This window comes from Candidatus Woesearchaeota archaeon (genome assembly GCA_018303425.1).
Classification (GTDB): domain Archaea; phylum Nanobdellota; class Nanobdellia; order Woesearchaeales; family JAGVYF01; genus JAGVYF01.
Window position 1 is genome coordinate 1 of the sequence record JAGVYF010000002.1, and the last position, 18,520, is coordinate 18,520.

Sequence of the window (18,520 nt, forward strand, 5' to 3'; positions counted from 1 at the left end):
AAGACATTGCGCAGGTCCGCAGTCTTGTACACATGTATTGCATTCATTCCCCTCACAGATATTGTCTCCACATTGTCCACCTAAATCAATAGGTGATTTTAGGCAAGCGCCTGATTTACAGCCGAATTCGCAAGGGATTGTTTCAACTCTATATTCACCATACTCACACCATGATTCTATTACAGAGTCACCAATTTCACCCGTTGTTGGTCCTGCTTTTGTGTAAGTACAAATTTCTACATTTGAGTATTGATTTTCTCCTTTTCTGTATTCAGTGACTCCTCTTTCATAGAAATTTTTACCGCTGTCTGAATCTGAACATTCGTTGAACACTCTTAAACAAAACTCTACCCTGTCAACTTCACCTGCCAAATTTTGGCTTTTGATATCAACGATTGAAATTTTAGTATCGTCTTTTAGAAGATATGCTTCTGATTCACTAAGTAAATCTGTTAGTTCGCCATTAACAATTAATTTTACTTCATCACTATTAACTAATAATGCTGAAACCTCATACTCTTTAAGCGACGCTTCATATGTCCTTGTTTCTCCTTCATCCAGTACATCAATTACATTACAGTTAAGTTCTTGTTCTGGAGGCACACATGCACCGTTTTTGCAACCATTTGGACAAATATAAAATTTATGCTGTTGCTGGCAATTACGATTTACATAATTTTCCCAAAGGCCATTTGCACTATCCATTGCAGGCCCAAATTCTCCTTCTTTGCAGTTATCAACTCCAATTGAAGTTCCATTTTTTAAAATTTTTCCAAAAACATTATAATTGATACCATTATCAGAATCTTTAAGATCACAAGGATATTGCAGATTACAATATACAATATCTCCGCAATAATCAAACTCTACAGAATTAATTTTAAGTTTATATTTCCCATCAATGTTAAACTCTTTAGCCAAATTATCCTCTTTAACTTCAGATGAATAAAGACGTCTAGTATTTACACCATTAATCCTAAAAATACAACTATTAGAACTTTTCTCACAATTTAATAAATGAACAATATAATTCTTACCAGATAATTCATAACCTTTGATATTATCCATTTCATTGCCGATAAGCATTTGATAAGCTGAGCTGTCTACAACAGGTTCAAAATTAACCTTTTCATAAACTTCACTATATCTATCTAAAAAAGATTGAGCATCAGGTGTATCTATTGACTGACCATTTACTGTATCAGCCAACAATGGTTGATTTACCGTACCAGAAACAACAACTGTTAAATGGATAACAACAACTGATAATACCATAAACAATAAGCCAACTTTGGATTTGTGTAATTTGTATATATTAATTTCTACCACCTATTAAAATTAATATATTTCTAAAGTTTATATAACTATCCATTTGTCTAACGCCCCATAGTAATACTTTAGTAAAGTGAAGCTTCAATACAAAAGTTAGCATCTTCCAATGAGACACTACTACTTAATAGATTAGTAACCTATGGTTACTTCATGGGTTTAATAGCCAGTAACTTGCTACAACAATTAATTAAACGCATGAAGTTTAAAATCAAATATGACTTGCTATAGGGGGTATTTTTATTACCTTATATAATCGGTTTAAGGTGCAAACTGACGCTAACTTTGTTCAATTGCTTCACAAAGCTGAAGTATTACGATTAATGACACTACTTAACTTATAATCTTAGGGAGATATTGTTATGAGTAATAAGCAAGGCAAAGTTCCAATAAATGGACAATATCCCCATAGGAACATTTATAATAGTGGGTGTATTTATTTGGACTAATGGAAGAAGACAATGTTTTAATCAAGGAGAGGAAAGAAAAATTACGTAAATTACGTGAATTGGGTATAAATCCTTATCCATACAAATTCGATAGAAAACATTTGTCTAGTTATATAAATAAAAAGTATTCCAAACTTGAACATGGAAATAAATCTGAAGAAGTTGTTGTTGTAGCAGGCAGAATTTTGCAATTGCGTAAAATGGGTAAAGCCGCATTTGCGCATATTCAAGACCGAGATGGAAAAGTGCAGATATATTTACGTGAGGACGGCTTAAAAGAAAAATATGATTTATTAAAATATATAGATATTGGAGATTTTATAGGTATATCTGGCAAAGTTTTCAAGACAAAATTGGGTGAGGTTACTATTGAAGTCCAAGATTTGCAAATTTTAACAAAAACTTTACGCCCATTGCCTGAAAAATTTCACGGGCTAAAGGACCCTGAACTTCGATACAGAATGAGATATGTAGATTTAATTATGAACCCCGAAGTTAAAGATGTTTTTATAAGCAGGGCAAAAATAATTGGTTTAATAAGAAAATATTTTGATGACTATGGAGCTTTAGAAGTTGATACTCCCTGTTTACAGCCAATATATGGCGGAGCTGCTGCAAGACCTTTCAAAAGTCATTTACATGCTTTGAATATGCCTATATATTTGCGTATTTCAAATGAACTTTATTTGAAAAGGTTAATCGTTGGCGGGTTCGATAAAGTTTACGAATTTGCGCGCGACTTTAGAAATGAAGGTATTGATAAAACACATAACCCTGAATTTACTCAGATTGAGATGTATGAAGCCTATGTAGATTATGAACACATGATGAAACATGTCGAAAAAATATATGAAATGGCTGCAAAAGAACTGCATGGTTCTACTAAATTTAAATTTGGAGAGCATAATATTGATGTTAAAACTCCCTGGAAACGTATGACTATGATTGAAGCTGTTAACAAGTTTGCGGGTTTGCAAAACAGTGGAATTACCGATATTTCTAAAGCATCAGATGAAGAATTAAAAGAAATAATTAGAAATTATAATATCGAAGTTAAAGGCGATTTAAGTCGCGGCATGATGATTCAACAAATCTTTGAAGAATTATGCGAAGATAAACTAATCCAGCCGGTATTTATTATGCATCATCCAGTTGAATCTACACCTTTATGTAAAACTCTTCGTAATGGCGACGAAACTACAGTTGAAAGGTTTGAACCTTACATTGCGGGTATGGAAATTGCAAATGGTTATTCTGAATTAAACGATCCAATAATGCAAAAGATGTTGCTTGAACAACAAGCAGAACAGCTACAAAATGGTTCAGAAGAAGCGCATCCTTACGATGAAGATTTTGTGCGCGCAATTGAATATGGAATGCCGCCAACTGGCGGAGTTGGTATTGGAATTGACAGGATGGTAATGATATTAACTAATTCTGCCAGTATAAGAGACGTTATTTTATTTCCGTTTATGAAAGAAGAAAGTAATGGTGAATAGAACACCACAATCCTTATAAATGAAAAACTTGTTTCTAATGATATAATGGTTAATAGAGCTCAGCTTGGCTTAATTGAGCCAGTGATAATAATGGGCCGAAAGGTTATGGCCCGCATTGATACTGGCGCAGAACGCAGTTCAATTCATGATGAATTGGCTGTTGAATTGGGTATTAAACTAAGCGGGGAAACACAAAAAATTAGATCTGCTAATGGTTTAACTAAACGTCCCCTGGCAAATGTTGTTATTGAGATGGGGAATCAAGTAATTAAAACACAGATTACTGTTTATGACCGCAGCAAAATGAAATATCTTTTGTTAATCGGACATGACGTATTGAAGCAAGGAAATTTTTTGATTGATCCATTAAAATAAGATTGATATAGAAAATTTATAAAATAATCTGACTGAAATAATTCAAATAATTGTTAAGAATAATTGGCTAATATTATTTTTACAAATAATATTCCTCTTTAATAAATATATTAAATGATTTTGTCATGATTGGTGAAATATTTGAAAGCTGCAATTATATCATTAGGAAGTGTAAGTTCACAGTGGATTTCTAACGAATTAAAAAAATACTTTGATAAAGTAGACTTTTTACAGTTAAGAAAGTTTGAAGTTACAATTGATCACAAAGAGTCTCAGATTTTTTATGACGGCGAAGAATTAGGAGATTATGATTGTGTGTATGTGAGAGGTTCAGGCAAATATGCGCAATTATTAAGATGTATTTCTTCAATTTTAGAACAAAAAGAAAGGATATATTTGCCTTTAAAGTCATCAGTATTTACAATTGCGCATGATAAATTATTAACCAATTTATATTTACAAAAAGCAGGTGTACCTATGCCATGCACTTATCTTGTTTCTAACCTTGAAACAGGTAAACATATGTTGAAACGCATTAAATATCCAATAGTATTAAAATTTCCAGAGGGTACGCATGGTAAAGGCGTAATGTTTGCCGAATCATATGCAAGCGCATCTGCATTAGTTGATGCGTTTACTGCTTTAAAACAGCCTTTCTTGATTCAGGAATTTATTGATAACGATGGTTCAGATTACAGAGCAATTGTTGTCGGTGATGAAGTTGTGGCTTCAATGAAAAGGATTGCCGCTAAAGGTGAAAATCGTTCCAATGTTCATGCGGGAGGTTCTTGCGTGCCTTTTGATTTGCCTGCAAAATTTAAACATTCGGCAATTGCAGCTGCACGAGCTGTAAACGCTGACATTATTGCAGTGGATTTAATGGAAAGCGGGCACGGTCCGGTTGTTTTGGAAGTTAACTCTTCACCCGGATTACAAGGCATAACTGCTGCAACAGGTATAAACGTTGCAGATAAAATTGCTAAATTTTTAGCTGTAAAAACAATAAACCTAAAAAAAATTGATTCTAAACTATTGCCCAATTTAAAAATAAGCAACCAATCTAAACATTTATCAGTCAATATCAAAATTCGCAACGGTAAAATTATTCTGCCTGAATTTTTAACCAACGCAACATCGTTCAGAGAAGATGAAGAGTTAATATTTGAAGTTAAAAAAGGAAAATTAATTATTGAACGCATCTAATCTTTGATAATCAAACTTTCACCAGTCATTTCTTCAGGCTTTTTGATGTTTAAAATTTCTAATAATGTGGGCGCAACATCAGCAAGTATGCCTTTTCGTTTTAATTTTGCATTATAATTAAATAAATAAAGTGGAACAGGATTAGAAGTGTGAGCAGTGTCTGAATTATTGTACCCTTCTATCATATGCTCGCAGTTACCATGATCAGCAGTGATTATTGCGCAACCCCCCAAACCTTTTAACCTTTTTAAAATTTCGCCTAAACATTCGTCAACAGTTTCAACTGCTATTGTTGCAGCTTTTAATACGCCAGTATGCCCGACCATATCCGGATTTGCAAAATTTAATACAATGAAATCATAAGACGACATTTTCATCAACAATTCCTTAGTTATTTCATGAGCAGACATCTCCGGTTTCAGGTCATATGTTCTAACTTTAGGACTCTGGATTAAAACCCTGTCTTCACCCTTAAATGGTTTTTCATTTAATCCATTTAAAAAATAAGTTACATGCGCATATTTTTCAGTTTCAGCGATTCTTAACTGGGTTAAATTTTCTTGGCTTAACACCTCGCCCAATACTTTATCCGGGACATGTTTTGGAAATGCAATTTTAAGATGTTTTAATACCCTGTCATATTCAGTGAAAGTGACAAACGTAGTTTTTACATATTTACGTTTAAATTCTTTAAATTCTAAATCGACAAATGCATGGGTTAGTTGGCGAACACGATCTGGCCTAAAATTAAAAAAAATAATAGCCTCATTATCTTTTACACCATGATAATTGCCTACTACCATTGGAGGTATAAATTCGTCAGTTTTACCTTGCTTATATGCAGCTTTAATGGCTTCTTTTGCATTTTTATGGTAAAATGTTGAAGCATTTACAATATTATCATATGCTTTTTTGGTCCTTTCCCACCTTTTATCTCTATCCATCGCATAAAACCTTCCGGCAATTGTTGCAATTTGTCCAATACCTTTAAGTTTTCTTTCCAATCTTCTAATATATTTTTGAGCAGATTGCGGTTTTGTATCTCGGCCATCTAGGATAGCATGCACATAAACTTTTGAACCAAGCTTTTTAGCAAAATCAATTAATGCATATAAATGATTAATGTGAGAATGGACACCGCCATCGCTTACTAATCCGATTAAGTGCACATATTCATTTTTAGAAAAGATCTCTGCCAACGCTTGATTTTCAAAAAAACTTTTATCATTAATTCTTGAATCTATCAAAAGAAGTTCTTGTTTGATGATTCTGCCTGCGCCAATGTTTAAATGACCGACCTCTGAACTCCCCATCTGATATTCAGGTAAGCCAACTGCACTGCCAGAAGCTTTTAACACTGATTGCGGCGCTTCTTTTTCAAGCATGTCAAGTATGGGTTTTTTAGCTTGCTTGACAGCATTGCCTTTCTTGCTCCATGAAATTCCGTACCCATCTAATATAATTAACATTACTGGTTTTAATGGCGCTTTTTCACTGGTCATAATTTAGCAAACTCTCCGTTTTTTCCTAATTCTTTTTCAATTTCAACTAATCTTTCATATTTCGCAAGCCGTTCAGGTTTAGACGGGGCACCGGCCTTAATTTGTCCACAACCTATACCAACAGCTAAATCTGATATGAAAGTATCCATTGTTTCACCAGATCTATGGCTTACCATCACATTCCAATGATTCATTAAAGCAAACCGTCCAGCGTCAATCGCTTCTGTTAAAGTTCCTATCTGATTAACTTTTAAAAGTAATGCGTTGCACGATTTTTTGTGATATGCGGTATCAAGTCTTTCAAGATTTGTAACAAGTAAATCATCGCCAATTATCTGTAGCTTTCTGCCAAAATTCTTCGTAAATTCTGCAAAATGCTCAAATTGTTCTTGTTCAAAAGGATCCTCAATTGATATGATTGGATAATTATTGATAAGTTCTTCATAAACCTCTATCATTTTATGATGAGCAAGCTTTTTATTATTATACAAATAATGTCCTTCTTGACCAAAAATTTCAGATTTATAAAATTCTGAAGCCGCAACATCAATTGCAAATTTGACTTGTTTTGCATAACCTAAATTATCTACTGCTTTTTGCATTAAATCAAGAGCTTCCTGCGGTAATGATATATTTGGCGCAAAACCTCCTTCATCACCAAGTGTAGGTTTACCATATTTTAAAGTTATAACTTTCCCAAGTTCTTTAAAGATCTCTTTACTTTTTACCAGAGTTTCTGAGAAGGTTTTAAACCGCGGAACAATCATGAACTCTTGAAATTGAAGATTATTTTTTGCGTGTTTTCCGCCATTAATAATATTCATAAAAGGCACAGGAATCAAACGATTTTCACCGATGGAATGATATAATGTTTTCCCTAATTCAAGCGCCCTAACTCTTGCAATCGCCAAGCTTGTGCCAAGGATGGCGTTTCCGCCTAAATTTTTTTTATTTTCAGTCCCGTCAAGTTTACACATCAAATCATCAAGTTTTTCCTGTTCAGTAACGTTTTTGTTTAAAATATTTTTTTTAATAATTGTATTTACATTTTTTATTGCAGTATTAACACTGCCATCTTTATCTCTTAATTCCACTGTTTCATATTTACCGGTTGATGCGCCGGAGGGCACAGATGCCTTGGCACTGTAATTTTCAGTTGAAACTTTAACTTCAATTGTAGGCCTGAATCTAGAATCAAGTACCTCTCTAGCTTTTACCACTTTTATATGATTTTTCAGAAAAATCACCCTATATATTTTATTTCTTTAGTGCGTATATCTTTTAATGTTTTGCTTACTGCATTAATGTCTTCTGATCTTTTTTTTACTGATTGTTCAATATCTTTAATATCTTTTTCAAGTTTTTTTATGTCTATTTTAAAATTAAATTTTTGATTTAATAATTTTACTATCTCTTTAGCCCCTTTTATTCCCACATATAATGGATGCGCGAAAGTTTCTGCTAACAATATCATTGCGTCAATATTTCTTCTGCCAGCTAAACCCGGAAGCAGTCCTGACAAACCTATAATTGGTCCAACTAAACCAGAAATGTTATTATTAAGTTTTATTTCTTTTTTATATCGCGCAATTATTTTTTTATTGTTTGCAGTGCAATACACTTTAGGATTTTTGGGTTCACTTTGGAGTCCAATCCCGCCCAGGCATATCATTTCTTTACAGTGGTGCTTTTCTATGAATTCAAGTATTTTATAACATAGCTGGTATGTGCTAGGCTCATCAATTGGTTGGGCATCTCCCGTTAGAAACAAAAATTCCTGATTTTTAATTTTTTTGTGGTATAATACAATTTTAGGGATCTCAATTAAATTGTCTTCATTTACAAAAACTGAATACGGAAGATAATCAGATGTGAATTCTGCAACTTTATCAGCTTTCAATTCGCTTATCATAAAATCTATTGTTATCTTACCCACATTGCCTATGCCAGGTAAACCACCAATAAATATAGGATTAGAAATCTTAATATTTTGATTAATATTTTCTATTTTCCAGACCATCTAATAAGAATTAGTTTTAAGGTATTTAAAGTTTTGTGTTCCTTGTAAGTAAAAAGTCAAATACTGAAAAATTAACTTTACTTCTTTGAAAACCAATCAATCAAAAGCTCACTGACACTATCGGTCACAGACCGATAACATGCCCGCCATTCGGCTCAGTCAGCGCTACAAACGCAAGCTTTTGACTGCCGAATAACTAAGTCAAAAACAGGTAGAAAATAAGTGTATTTTATTGATTTAGGAATTTAAACCTTTCTTATTGTGCTCAATTACTCAATTATAATAATCCCTGTTCTTTTTTTGCTTTTCTCCTATACTTCCCGTAAGGATCTTCAGGAGCATATTTGGCAGGTTTTTTAGAATATGTTTTAGAACCGCATTTATTGCAAATTTCATTTAAAGTATAAATTTCACATTTTTGACAGAATAATATGTGTTTCATTTATTATGCTCATAACCTGAACTGACTATATTGAGTATTTATTCTTTATAAATACGTTTAAATTCAACTTCACCTTTACTTTTTTCAATATTTTTTGTAACGATTTCAATAACAGATTTAAGAATTTTTTCTGCTTCTTTATAATCTTTTGATTTAATGCTAATATTATATCTTCCTGCGCCAAAATATTTCATCTCAATTGCATCTTTATCTTTTTTCCATCCCTTATCTAACGCAGATTTAATCTCTTCAACACCTTCCGGCGCATAACTTTTAATTATGAATTCACCCCTAACCTCCACAATTGGAGGCTTAATTCGCTCACGGATAATTCTTTCTAATATTTCAGCTACTTTAGGATCAATATTAAATTTATTTATATTAACTTTATCAGTTGATACTTCTATAAAAAATTGGTGAAGCAAATCATATTTTTTTGAAATTGCTTCAAAAACGTCAGTATATATTTTTTGTACATCAGCTTTTAATTCCTTTGAAACAAATTCAATTAACTTTTCAGCTTTTTGTTCTTGCTTTATTTCTTCAATTTTATTTTTTCTTTGCATCTCATTAACGCGTCTTAACGATAAATCGATATGCCCTTTCTTTTTATCAACTTTAAGAACTTTACAAACTATCTTTTTTCCTACCGTAACATAATCGTTTAAACTCCGAATACGGCCCGGACTTATTTCAGATATATGGATCATACCTGTTTTATTTTCATAAATATCAAGAACAACGAAAACAGAATTAAAATAGATTTTTGTAACTGTGGATAAAACTAAATCTCCCTCTTCAGGAAATCCTTCTTTTTTAAGAAGCATTTATTCAAGAACCTCTAAAATTCTTGCTTTAATATTGGATTTTCCCCCTAGCGGTCGTGATATGTCTTTATTGCAAACCAGACAATTAACAGATGATGCGCTTTTACCAAAAATGATCTGTTCATTTTTACATTTAGGACATCTTACTTTTACAAATTTGCTTACAGTTTGTTTCATTTTGAACCTCTATTGGAATTCAACCTTTTTTGTTCTGATAGTATTTCTTTTTGGACTAGTTTTATTGCATACTTTGCATGTAAATCTTAAATCTGCTTTTTTACTTGTTTTTTTGTTATATCTTTTCCAGGAATTCAAAGCGCCCCTTGAAACTTTACCGAGGTTACCCGAACCCCTAGCCTGACTTCTTCTATTCATTCTTATCATTGAACCCTGGCTAAGTGGATGAGCAGTATTTCTGGTTCTATTTTTAGATAATGCAACTTTATGTTCTGAATGTGTTTTACAATGTTTACAATATCGTTTTATAAGTTTAGGTATCTTCATGTTCTAGTTAAGGAGTTATGTACCGTTTATAAAGCTTGTGGTCTATTACTATTCAACTTTTACTGCTTCAGCTTTCTCTTTTTGTATTAAAATGTCAGCAATTTCAACAGGAACATTAGCTACATCTTCGATTTTAAATGGACCATAAATTTCAAGTTCTTTACCTACAAATTTATCCACTTCTTTTTTAAATTTAATCAGTTTCATGTTTTGCACAGTTTCTTTTTTTGCTCTATTAATCTTAATTTTTTCAATATCTAATGTAGAATGCAGAACATTTTTACGATTTTCGTTTAACATTTTTAATAACAAATCATGCAATGAAATTTCTTCAGGTAATAAATTTTGACCAGTAATTAAACTTGAATTAGTTCTGCTTTTATTTATTACAAGTTCAATAATTTTTCGTTCCCTTTTTTCATATAGCTCTTTGATTATTTTTTTAATATTAGTTATTTCATTTAAAGTTTTCAATTTTTCTTGTTCATCAAATAACGACTGTTTATCAGCAGTTTGAAGTATTTCGCTTTTTTCAAGTAAATATTCACTAAAATCTTTAAAGAATGTGTTATCTAACTTTTGTAATTCTCCACGTTCTTTTTCTCTCCTAAGTATTTCAAACAAAATTTCATATGTAAGTTTAATGTGATCTTCACTCATCTGTTAACACTTCTATTAATTCCTAAGTCAAAAATCTTCGTTTCAAAAGTTAACTATATATCCACGAGAACTTTAATTCTGCGCGCTTAATAAAGTTCTTATATACTGTCTGCTAATACTTAAAAATAAACTTACCTTATTTATTAAGTTAAGTTTGCAAGTTTACAGGGATTAACTAACTTTTTTTAGATTAAATTTCTACTTCCCATGGATAAGTAAAAGCTAATTATTTATAAAGTATATCGAATCCTATAATGTTTAGTAAAACATATAGTTAAGTTTATATATAATCAACTTAAATTTTTAGTTAATGAAATCAAACCTTCAATATGAAACTTTAGAATTTAATAATTTAGGGAATGGTAAAATAAGAGCCATCCTGCTTAAATTTTTTTATTTTGATTTTGAAGTTAAAGAATTAGGAAGTTTTGATTTTTGTATAGAAAATGGCGCTATATCCGCAGATATTAACCAAAGTAAGCTCGAGAATAAATTTGCCAAAGTTTTAACCAAAGGAATATCTAACTTAACAAGTTCATTAAGCGGTAAACCTGCAATATATTTACATAAAAATTCAGGCATTCCGTTAATCGGACACAACGCATTCGGGATTATTGACAGAAACAGTTCAATTATTGAATTAAAACCCATAACTGGATGCAATTTAAACTGTATATATTGTTCTGTTGATGAAGGAAAAAATTCAAAAAAAGTTGCAGACTTTATAATTGAAAAAGATTATATGGTTGAAGAAACAGAAAAACTTGTTAAATTTAAAGCTATTGATAACATTGAAATTAATATTGGTCCAAATGGCGAACCATTATTATATGCCGACATTATTCCATTAATCAAAGATTTAAAAAAGATTAAATGTATTGAAAGAATATCCTTGAATACAAATGGCGTAATGCTGACTAAAAGTTTAATTAATGAACTGGCAATAGCGGGTTTAACCCAATTGAATATTTCGATAAATTCATTGGATGCAGTCAATGCTGAAAAGATTGCCGGCGGAAAATATAATAGTGAACATGTTCAAAAGATGGCAGAATATGCTGTTAAAAAATTAGATGTTGTTATTGCACCGGTATGGGTGCCAGAATATAATGATAAAAATATTCCGAATATAATCAAATTTGGTAAAGAAATTGGAGTTAAATACGTTGCAATTCAAAATTTTCTAAATTATAAATTTGGCCGCAATCCTGTTAAACAAAAGCCAATGGATACTTTTTATAAAGAATTAAAAAATTTTGAAACAAAATATCAAACTAATCTAATATTAGACAAGTCAAGTTTTAATGTCAGGGATACGAAAAAGTTGCCAGTGCCTTTCAAGAAAAATGAAGTTATAAAAGTTAAACTTGTATCCCTTGGAAAACTAAACTCTGAAAAGCTCGCAATCGGGCGAGAAAGAATTGTTTCAGTTATCACTGATAAAAAAATTGGTCAAACTTTAAAAGCCAAAATTATAAGGGTTAAACATAACATTATAGTTGCAAAAGAAGTATAAAATAAATTAATAAAAACCCCTACCGCAGCAGCGGGTATTAAACCAATAAAATAATAAATTTAAAAAAATAAAAAATAAAGAATCAGTTTATTCTTCAACAATGACTGTTCCTTGGATTCCTAAAGCGCCGTTAATGTATGGAAATTCTCCGACATCATTGAATACAACTTCCATTGTTTTTCCAGCAGGAACAATTCCACTATATTGACTATAGCCTGTTGCCCCCCTAAATGAAACAGTGTGACCGATTGTATCTTTATTTACCCATGTAACAACTGTACCTAATTTAACTCTTAGTTCTGCAGGTACAAATGCTTTTCTTGTTATGTCTATACTGCTGCTTGATCCTTGCGCTGGTTCTGCCATTACAACAGGTTCTTCTATTGCTGGTTCTTCTACAACTTCTACCTGTTGTTCTTCAACTGGAGTTTGTGTTGTACATCCCGCGATTATCACCAGTAAAGCAACTAAAATCACTAAATGAGATTTCATCTCATATCACCTCAAAGCTTTGTGTTTTATTTGATATCTGAATATAATATTCAGGTATACCTCTTTTTGCTCGCAAAAAGTGGCTAGAAAATGTTTTCATCTTCATGACCTCTTTTTAATATAATTATATACGACTTACTAATATATAAAGGTTTTTATTAAAAATATGGGAGAATTAATTAAAAAAATAAAAAAAGAAAGAAAAAAAGGTTTTTAACCTTATGATGTAGTTAATACTACGCTTGGTTGTTCATTAACTGTGTTAACTTCTACTTCTTTAACACCAACAGCCAAAGCTTTTAAGTCCGCACCACCGTTTTGAGCAACAACTTTTGTAGCTCTCGTGGTATCAACTGCTTCGTAACCAGCAACAAGCATTGCAACTTTACCGGTACTTGCTTCGTAAAGTTTAATCATTGCTCTACCGGCTGAAAAGTCTTTACCACATGGTTCAGGATTACCCATCAATTCAGCAGCTACTGCGTTTGCGCAAGGACCACCAACTACAATTAAGTTTTGAGCTGATACATCTGATACTGCACTAGCTAACTTAGTTGCGCCTACGTTGATTCTGTGGATCACTTGATTCGTGCTTGAACCGCCACTAACTGATGTGGTGGTCGCTCCACCTACTACAAAGAAAGCTCCAAATACTTGATTATCAGGATACTTTACAACAAAATCATTTTGTGTGTCTGTACCTGTGCCTTTTCTATCCATCTCTAAAAACATACCATAGTTTGTCCAAGATTGATACACATTGCTTTCATCTTGTTTTTGGTTCATTGAAGAGTTTCCGCCGTTACCATTTAATGTTGCTGTACCACTTGTAGCCCAATCAATGTTGTTAACTAAATCAATTTTACCATCTGAATTTGCTTCAACTGCAACATAAACAACATCTTTAGAGTTATCTTCATCATCTTCAGAAACTATTGTCAAATGTGGATTTGTAGCAACAATTCGAGTAAATGTTTCATCTTGTAAAGAGACATTTGCTTCAAACTGTGTCCAGAACTCACATCTTGTTAAGTTGTCTATTCTTGCACCATTACCGTTTAAATCTACCCAAATCTTAGCTCCATTTGCATCTGTTGACGCATTAACAGAATAGGTATTACCATCTAAAATTAAATCACCACCTAGACTGCTTCCACTGTAACTTATTGAGTAAGTGTCTCCTGAACCAACATCTCTTAATTTAAGAGTTCCTTCATTATCGCTTCCACTTGCACCTGGAACAACATCTTTGTATTGTAAGATTCTACTGTATTTATTTTTGTTTACACAGAAATAATCTTCATCATCAATTGCTTCTCTTTCAGATGATACTAAGTCATACCATGTAGAGCCTGAATACCTACCTAATTTATAAACAGATGTGCCATCATAACCTACAACTGATTCAGAGTATTTTACTCCAGCTTTGTTTTTAAATTCAAGTTTATAGTTATTGCTTCCACTAGGCAAAAATTTAACTTCTTCAGTTGAACCTACTTGTGGACCTTCAAACTTGTAATCAAATGCTGATAATAAAAATGAACCTACTTGGCTTTCAGCTTCATCAGCTTTTGTACTTGCACTGCTTCCAACTGGAACATAGATATCCTGACTTGCGTTATAGTTAAACTTGATAGCTGACAGTTTTACATCATTACCTGAAGTAATACCTTGATCTTGGCTTGTTTCAATGTTTACTTTAACATTGCTTAATTCTTCAGAACCAATTGTAACTGTTCCACCAAATCCATGATCTACCGTGTTTTCATCAGTAAGCTGCAATTTGTTAGCTCCCAAACTAAATTCAACCCTGTCAACTTCTCCAGCTAAATTTTGGCCTAAGATGTCAATGATGCCTACTTCTGTGCCATCTTTCAACTTGTAAGTTTTTGTTTCAGTTAATGAATCTGTTAATTCACCATTAACTTTAAGTTTAGCTTCTGTGGCACTGATGAATGAAGCAGTAACTTCATATGGTTCACCACCAATAGTGTAACTTCTTGTTTCACCTTCATCAATTACATCTGTTACAGCTCCACCCATTAAGGTTAATATTGTATTATTTTGAGCTGTATGGTCTGCTACTAAAATAGTGTAAGTTTGACCTAAAAAACTTAATTTTTTATTTCTAATGTCTTCCAAATAGCCGTTTCCACCAGTGTTATGATCTGTTTTAACAGAAGGTGAAAAAGACAATGTAAAAGTATACACTACTCCGCCATTTGATAATTTGAAATAGGGTTTAACAGCAGATGTGTCATCATCAGGGTCCACATCAAATACCATTCTTCCATTAGATGGTATGGTAATTGTTTGTTGAAGAGTAGATGAAGCATATTCATTTGAAAATTCTCCATCAGCTAATAGACTTAAATCTGATGATGTAACAGATGTGGTAATACTGCTTACAGTTTCATTCCATTCTAGTTTGTTAGAACCAGACTCAACTTTTTTAGAATCTCCTTGTAAACCAATGTCCGTTGATCCAGTAACAGCTACATTTTCAGTCATTTGGAATTGTAGACTTACTGCGATGTCTGTAATTCCGATAATATCTGCAGGATCTGCAGGTAAATCACCTACTACGAGCATTGCATCAAAACTAGGTTTGCCGTCTGCGCCTTTTGTTACGAATGGTGCAGGCCAACTTGCTAAATCAGCAGCCATAGCCCCTACGATTGTGGATCCAACCATAGTTGCGCCAGCTGTTAAAGCAATTACTTTTTTAATAGTTGTTCTCATGTTTACTAACACCTCCATGTTAGCTAGATTTTTTATACAACCAATTTCGCGAAAAATGGTTGTATGTAAGAGTTAGATTTTTGGCAACTCTTTCCAGGGTAATGATCTTGGTAAGAGTGTCTACCTATTGCTAACTTCTATGTATTAACTTTAAATTTTATTTTATAAAGCTTTCGCAACAGCAGTTAATGATAAGGTACATTACTTTTAGAATTAGGCTTTATACGCCTTAGATTTAGGCTCTAACTTAATTTGTCACTAATAGGTGATAAGTAATGTTTTTATCAATAATCTATAATTATGTGACTATTTTATGTGACTGTGACTATTAAATAAGAATGTTATTTATAACTTTCTTATAAAAACATAAAAAAAACCAAAATATGCTTTTATAGCCAACTTATTTTTAATTTTATAATTTTTAGATATTAAAAAATGCGAGGAACAGATATTCTCCATAGCTTTTTTAGAAAAACATAGGAAAAACGAAAGACGTGCGTTCGCTTTGCTCACTTGGTCTTTACAAAATCTTGCTTTGATAAGATTTTACTTTTGATAAAAGAATAATGCGAGGAGCAGGGTATTCGCAACTTGTAGACCATCAGAAGTGGGCTATACTGTGTCTTGCCCGCTGATTTTAGTCAAGCTTTTGCTTGGCAAAAAGGTTGTTTCGAACCTGCGTAGGCACTAAGCCAATAGGTTTCTTCAAAATCATCGCCCTTTCGGACTCTGCTCACCTTACCTAAGCCTATCCCGTTTAGTCTAAAACTTTATTTCAGAGTATTGAAACGCCAGTTTCATTTGACCGCTCCGGCATCCCCGCATTTTATTTACATAGACATGAACTGAGTTCATACCTAATATTATTAGCAAACTGAATGTGTTTAAAAAGATTGTGTTAAGACGGCGCTGTCCAGAAAGTTAATTATCTCTATATTAATATATAATTTGAAACATAAAGTAGCCAAAATATTCTTGCAGTTATAGTTAAATCTAAAGAGACTAATTGATAGTGAAACGACTCCGGACAACGCTGTTAAGACTGCTATATTCAGAAAGTCCATTATCTGTAATTAATATTCTCAAAGACTAATGATTAACCAAGAACTCTTCTTACAATTGTAACATATAGTAAAAACGAGCTGAAACCACGGGTCATAAACCAAGGGCATGACAAAAGTCATGCGAAGTTCTTGACTGCTGAATGCACCCTTAATCAAGAACCGGTGGAAATAACAGCATTAAACATATCTCTACAAATCGTTAATATTCCGGTTTTCCTTCAAGAATGTGTTTGCATTTCAAACCTGTATCTGCCCAAATTTGAAAACCTTGTTTTTTCGTATCAATTGCAAAGAACATATCGTCATATGCATTTTTCTCTTCTTCATATCTAAATTCCACTTTTTCTAATACCCGCCTGGCAATCATTACACACCCAAGGCCAGATGCTTCAACTTTTATGAGTTTTCCAATCTCGACTTCTTCTCTGTACATATCTCTGATTAAGCAGTCATCTTTATTTGTTTCTATTATATTCCCATTTTCGTCGCATGCAGTCATTAATACAGGATAATAAACTTTGAAACCTAAAGCTCCTTTAGTCTTATAATATACTCCGCTAACAATCTCTTTTTGAAGTGATAACATTGTTGGAATTATTTCAGAAGTTAAAATTACATCTTGCTCCACGCTAAAAAAATAATCATAATCCCCATTTAAAAAAATTTGACGAAGTAAGTTTCTAGAGTTTACAATTGTTTCGCGAGGATTTTTGAATCTTTTTGATTTTATAACTGCATATCCTTGTTCTTGAATTAGATTAAAATAAGTATCACTATGCGAATTATCTACAAATAAAACTTCAAAATTATCATAAATTAAACTTTTTAAGCCAATAATAAAATCGTTAAGGCAATATTTCATGCCTTCATATGTAGGTATTGCAATTAAAACTTTAGGAAAACAAGCCTTTTTCATTTACCGGGTTTTTTCCAGTTGTAATGTTTTAATTTAGAAGATTTACCATAACCGCATGAACTACAAACTGTTCTTTTAACATGATAACTATGTTTACCACACCTTCTACATCTTATATGGCTTTTGCCTTTACTATGTTTTCCTCTTGATGCTGTCCCTTTAGTCATTGTAAATCACTATTTTAAGTTATAAAAATTTATTCTGGAGAAAGAATTGTTATCGTGTCTCCCCTTATAAAGATTGTACCTAATTTTCGTGTTAATTCTCCATTAAGTCTTTCTTCAGCTTCTTCTAACACGACATTTATATGTATGTCAAAAGCTTTTAAGTTACCTATATACTGCTTATTATTTTTTAATTCTACAATTACTCTTTTATTTCTTGATTTATTTAATGCGTCTAAAGGTCTTGATGCTGTTTCCATTATTAACTCCTCCCCAAAAATATTGGTTATATGAACAAAAGATAGGTTCCTTATTTAAAGTTATCGCTAAATTAAGATGATTTTACCAATAAGATGATTTTACGGATATTTATTAAATAGACTCTATAATTCCGATAATTTTATAAATAGAGGTTTTTTTCATATACATACTATGGTAATTGTGCAAGCAAGGTCTAAAAGAAAGGCAACAGGCGGAAGATATAAAAAACAAATTATTTTAAAACGAAAATATGAACTTGGTAGATCTCCATCTTTAATCAAACTAGAAACTTCAAAAAAGAAAGTTATTAGAACCAAAGGGGGAGGCTCCAAAATCAGATTGATGAGCGCAAATATTTTAAATATTGTTGGATCTGATGGTAAATTTAAAAAAACAAAGATTATATCCGTTATTGAAAACTCCGCTAATAAAAACTTTGTAAGGAGAAATATTATGACAAAAGGCGCAATTGTTGAAACAGAAGCTGGAAAGGCAAAAATAACAAACAGACCCGGACAAGATGGAATTTTAAATGGTGTACTAATTTAATAGTAA

The 18,520-nt window shown here is 32.2% G+C and carries 19 protein-coding genes; 5 read left to right on the forward strand and 14 right to left on the reverse strand.

Annotated features, from left to right (window positions below):
• Window positions 1-1,329 (reverse strand): hypothetical protein (locus tag J4418_00355; protein ID MBS3112523.1); only part of this gene is annotated, 1,329 nt, incomplete at its 3' end.
• A 448-nt stretch (window positions 1,330-1,777) separates the two neighbouring features.
• Here J4418_00355 and lysS point away from each other — a divergent pair.
• The 3 genes from lysS to J4418_00370 all read left to right on the forward strand — a co-directional run bounded on the left by lysS (window position 1,778) and on the right by J4418_00370 (window position 4,855).
• Entirely contained in the window at window positions 1,778-3,277 is a 1,500-nt protein-coding gene (gene lysS, locus J4418_00360; GenBank protein ID MBS3112524.1) for a lysine--tRNA ligase, read from the forward strand.
• Between the two features lie 45 nt (window positions 3,278-3,322).
• Window positions 3,323-3,652 (forward strand): ATP-dependent zinc protease, encoded by a 330-nt coding sequence (locus J4418_00365; protein MBS3112525.1) that lies wholly within the window; start codon window positions 3,323-3,325, stop codon window positions 3,650-3,652.
• Window positions 3,653-3,793: 141 nt separating this feature from the next.
• Window positions 3,794-4,855, forward strand: a complete 1,062-nt coding sequence (locus J4418_00370; GenBank protein ID MBS3112526.1) for a RimK family alpha-L-glutamate ligase — start codon at window positions 3,794-3,796, stop codon at window positions 4,853-4,855.
• Here the strand turns inward: J4418_00370 and gpmI are convergent.
• From gpmI to J4418_00410, 8 genes are all read right to left on the reverse strand, one after another.
• Window positions 4,852-6,357 carry a 2,3-bisphosphoglycerate-independent phosphoglycerate mutase gene (gene gpmI / locus J4418_00375; GenBank protein ID MBS3112527.1) on the reverse strand — a complete coding sequence of 502 codons (1,506 nt, stop codon included), beginning with the start codon at window positions 6,355-6,357 and terminating at the stop codon, window positions 4,852-4,854. The genes J4418_00370 and gpmI overlap by 4 nt on opposite strands.
• Window positions 6,354-7,601, reverse strand: coding sequence for a phosphopyruvate hydratase (eno, locus tag J4418_00380; protein ID MBS3112528.1), 1,248 nt, complete (start codon window positions 7,599-7,601; stop codon window positions 6,354-6,356). Before eno ends, gpmI begins: the two co-directional genes overlap by 4 nt.
• Window positions 7,601-8,377 carry a PAC2 family protein gene (locus tag J4418_00385; protein MBS3112529.1) on the reverse strand — a complete coding sequence of 259 codons (777 nt, stop codon included), beginning with the start codon at window positions 8,375-8,377 and terminating at the stop codon, window positions 7,601-7,603. The genes eno and J4418_00385 overlap by 1 nt, the downstream gene beginning before the upstream one ends.
• Before the next feature lie 277 nt (window positions 8,378-8,654).
• A complete protein-coding gene (locus tag J4418_00390) occupies window positions 8,655-8,819 on the reverse strand; it encodes an RNA-protein complex protein Nop10 (protein MBS3112530.1) in 165 nt (54 codons plus the stop codon).
• A 38-nt stretch (window positions 8,820-8,857) separates the two neighbouring features.
• Window positions 8,858-9,646, reverse strand: coding sequence for a translation initiation factor IF-2 subunit alpha (locus tag J4418_00395; protein ID MBS3112531.1), 789 nt, complete (start codon window positions 9,644-9,646; stop codon window positions 8,858-8,860).
• The gene (locus J4418_00400; protein ID MBS3112532.1) at window positions 9,647-9,823 is read right to left on the reverse strand and encodes a 30S ribosomal protein S27e; all 177 of its coding nucleotides are present in this window, start codon (window positions 9,821-9,823) and stop codon (window positions 9,647-9,649) included.
• 9 nt (window positions 9,824-9,832) lie between these two features.
• Window positions 9,833-10,150 carry a 50S ribosomal protein L44e gene (locus J4418_00405; GenBank protein ID MBS3112533.1) on the reverse strand — a complete coding sequence of 106 codons (318 nt, stop codon included), beginning with the start codon at window positions 10,148-10,150 and terminating at the stop codon, window positions 9,833-9,835.
• A 48-nt stretch (window positions 10,151-10,198) separates the two neighbouring features.
• The gene (locus tag J4418_00410) at window positions 10,199-10,810 is read right to left on the reverse strand and encodes a hypothetical protein (protein MBS3112534.1); all 612 of its coding nucleotides are present in this window, start codon (window positions 10,808-10,810) and stop codon (window positions 10,199-10,201) included.
• A gap of 310 nt (window positions 10,811-11,120) precedes the next feature.
• Between J4418_00410 and J4418_00415 the strand changes: the two genes are divergently transcribed.
• Window positions 11,121-12,326, forward strand: a complete 1,206-nt coding sequence (locus J4418_00415) for a radical SAM protein (GenBank protein MBS3112535.1) — start codon at window positions 11,121-11,123, stop codon at window positions 12,324-12,326.
• 87 nt (window positions 12,327-12,413) lie between these two features.
• Here the strand turns inward: J4418_00415 and J4418_00420 are convergent, their stop codons facing one another.
• From J4418_00420 to J4418_00440, 5 genes are all read right to left on the reverse strand, one after another.
• Window positions 12,414-12,818 (reverse strand): hypothetical protein, encoded by a 405-nt coding sequence (locus tag J4418_00420; GenBank protein ID MBS3112536.1) that lies wholly within the window; start codon window positions 12,816-12,818, stop codon window positions 12,414-12,416.
• Window positions 12,819-13,037: 219 nt separating this feature from the next.
• Entirely contained in the window at window positions 13,038-15,560 is a 2,523-nt protein-coding gene (locus J4418_00425) for a hypothetical protein (protein ID MBS3112537.1), read from the reverse strand.
• Window positions 15,561-16,823: 1,263 nt separating this feature from the next.
• Window positions 16,824-17,540 carry a hypothetical protein gene (locus J4418_00430; GenBank protein MBS3112538.1) on the reverse strand — a complete coding sequence of 239 codons (717 nt, stop codon included), beginning with the start codon at window positions 17,538-17,540 and terminating at the stop codon, window positions 16,824-16,826.
• Window positions 17,537-17,707, reverse strand: coding sequence for a 50S ribosomal protein L37e (locus J4418_00435; protein MBS3112539.1), 171 nt, complete (start codon window positions 17,705-17,707; stop codon window positions 17,537-17,539). The genes J4418_00430 and J4418_00435 overlap by 4 nt, the downstream gene beginning before the upstream one ends.
• 29 nt (window positions 17,708-17,736) lie before the next feature.
• Complete coding sequence (locus tag J4418_00440) at window positions 17,737-17,964, reverse strand: small nuclear ribonucleoprotein (GenBank protein ID MBS3112540.1); 228 nt, start codon at window positions 17,962-17,964, stop codon at window positions 17,737-17,739.
• A 172-nt stretch (window positions 17,965-18,136) separates the two neighbouring features.
• On the opposite strand from J4418_00440, the gene J4418_00445 reads away from it, so the two are divergent.
• On the forward strand, window positions 18,137-18,514 hold the full coding sequence (locus J4418_00445; GenBank protein ID MBS3112541.1) for a 30S ribosomal protein S8e: 378 nt from the start codon (window positions 18,137-18,139) through the stop codon (window positions 18,512-18,514).
• Window positions 18,515-18,520: the final 6 nt, after the last annotated feature.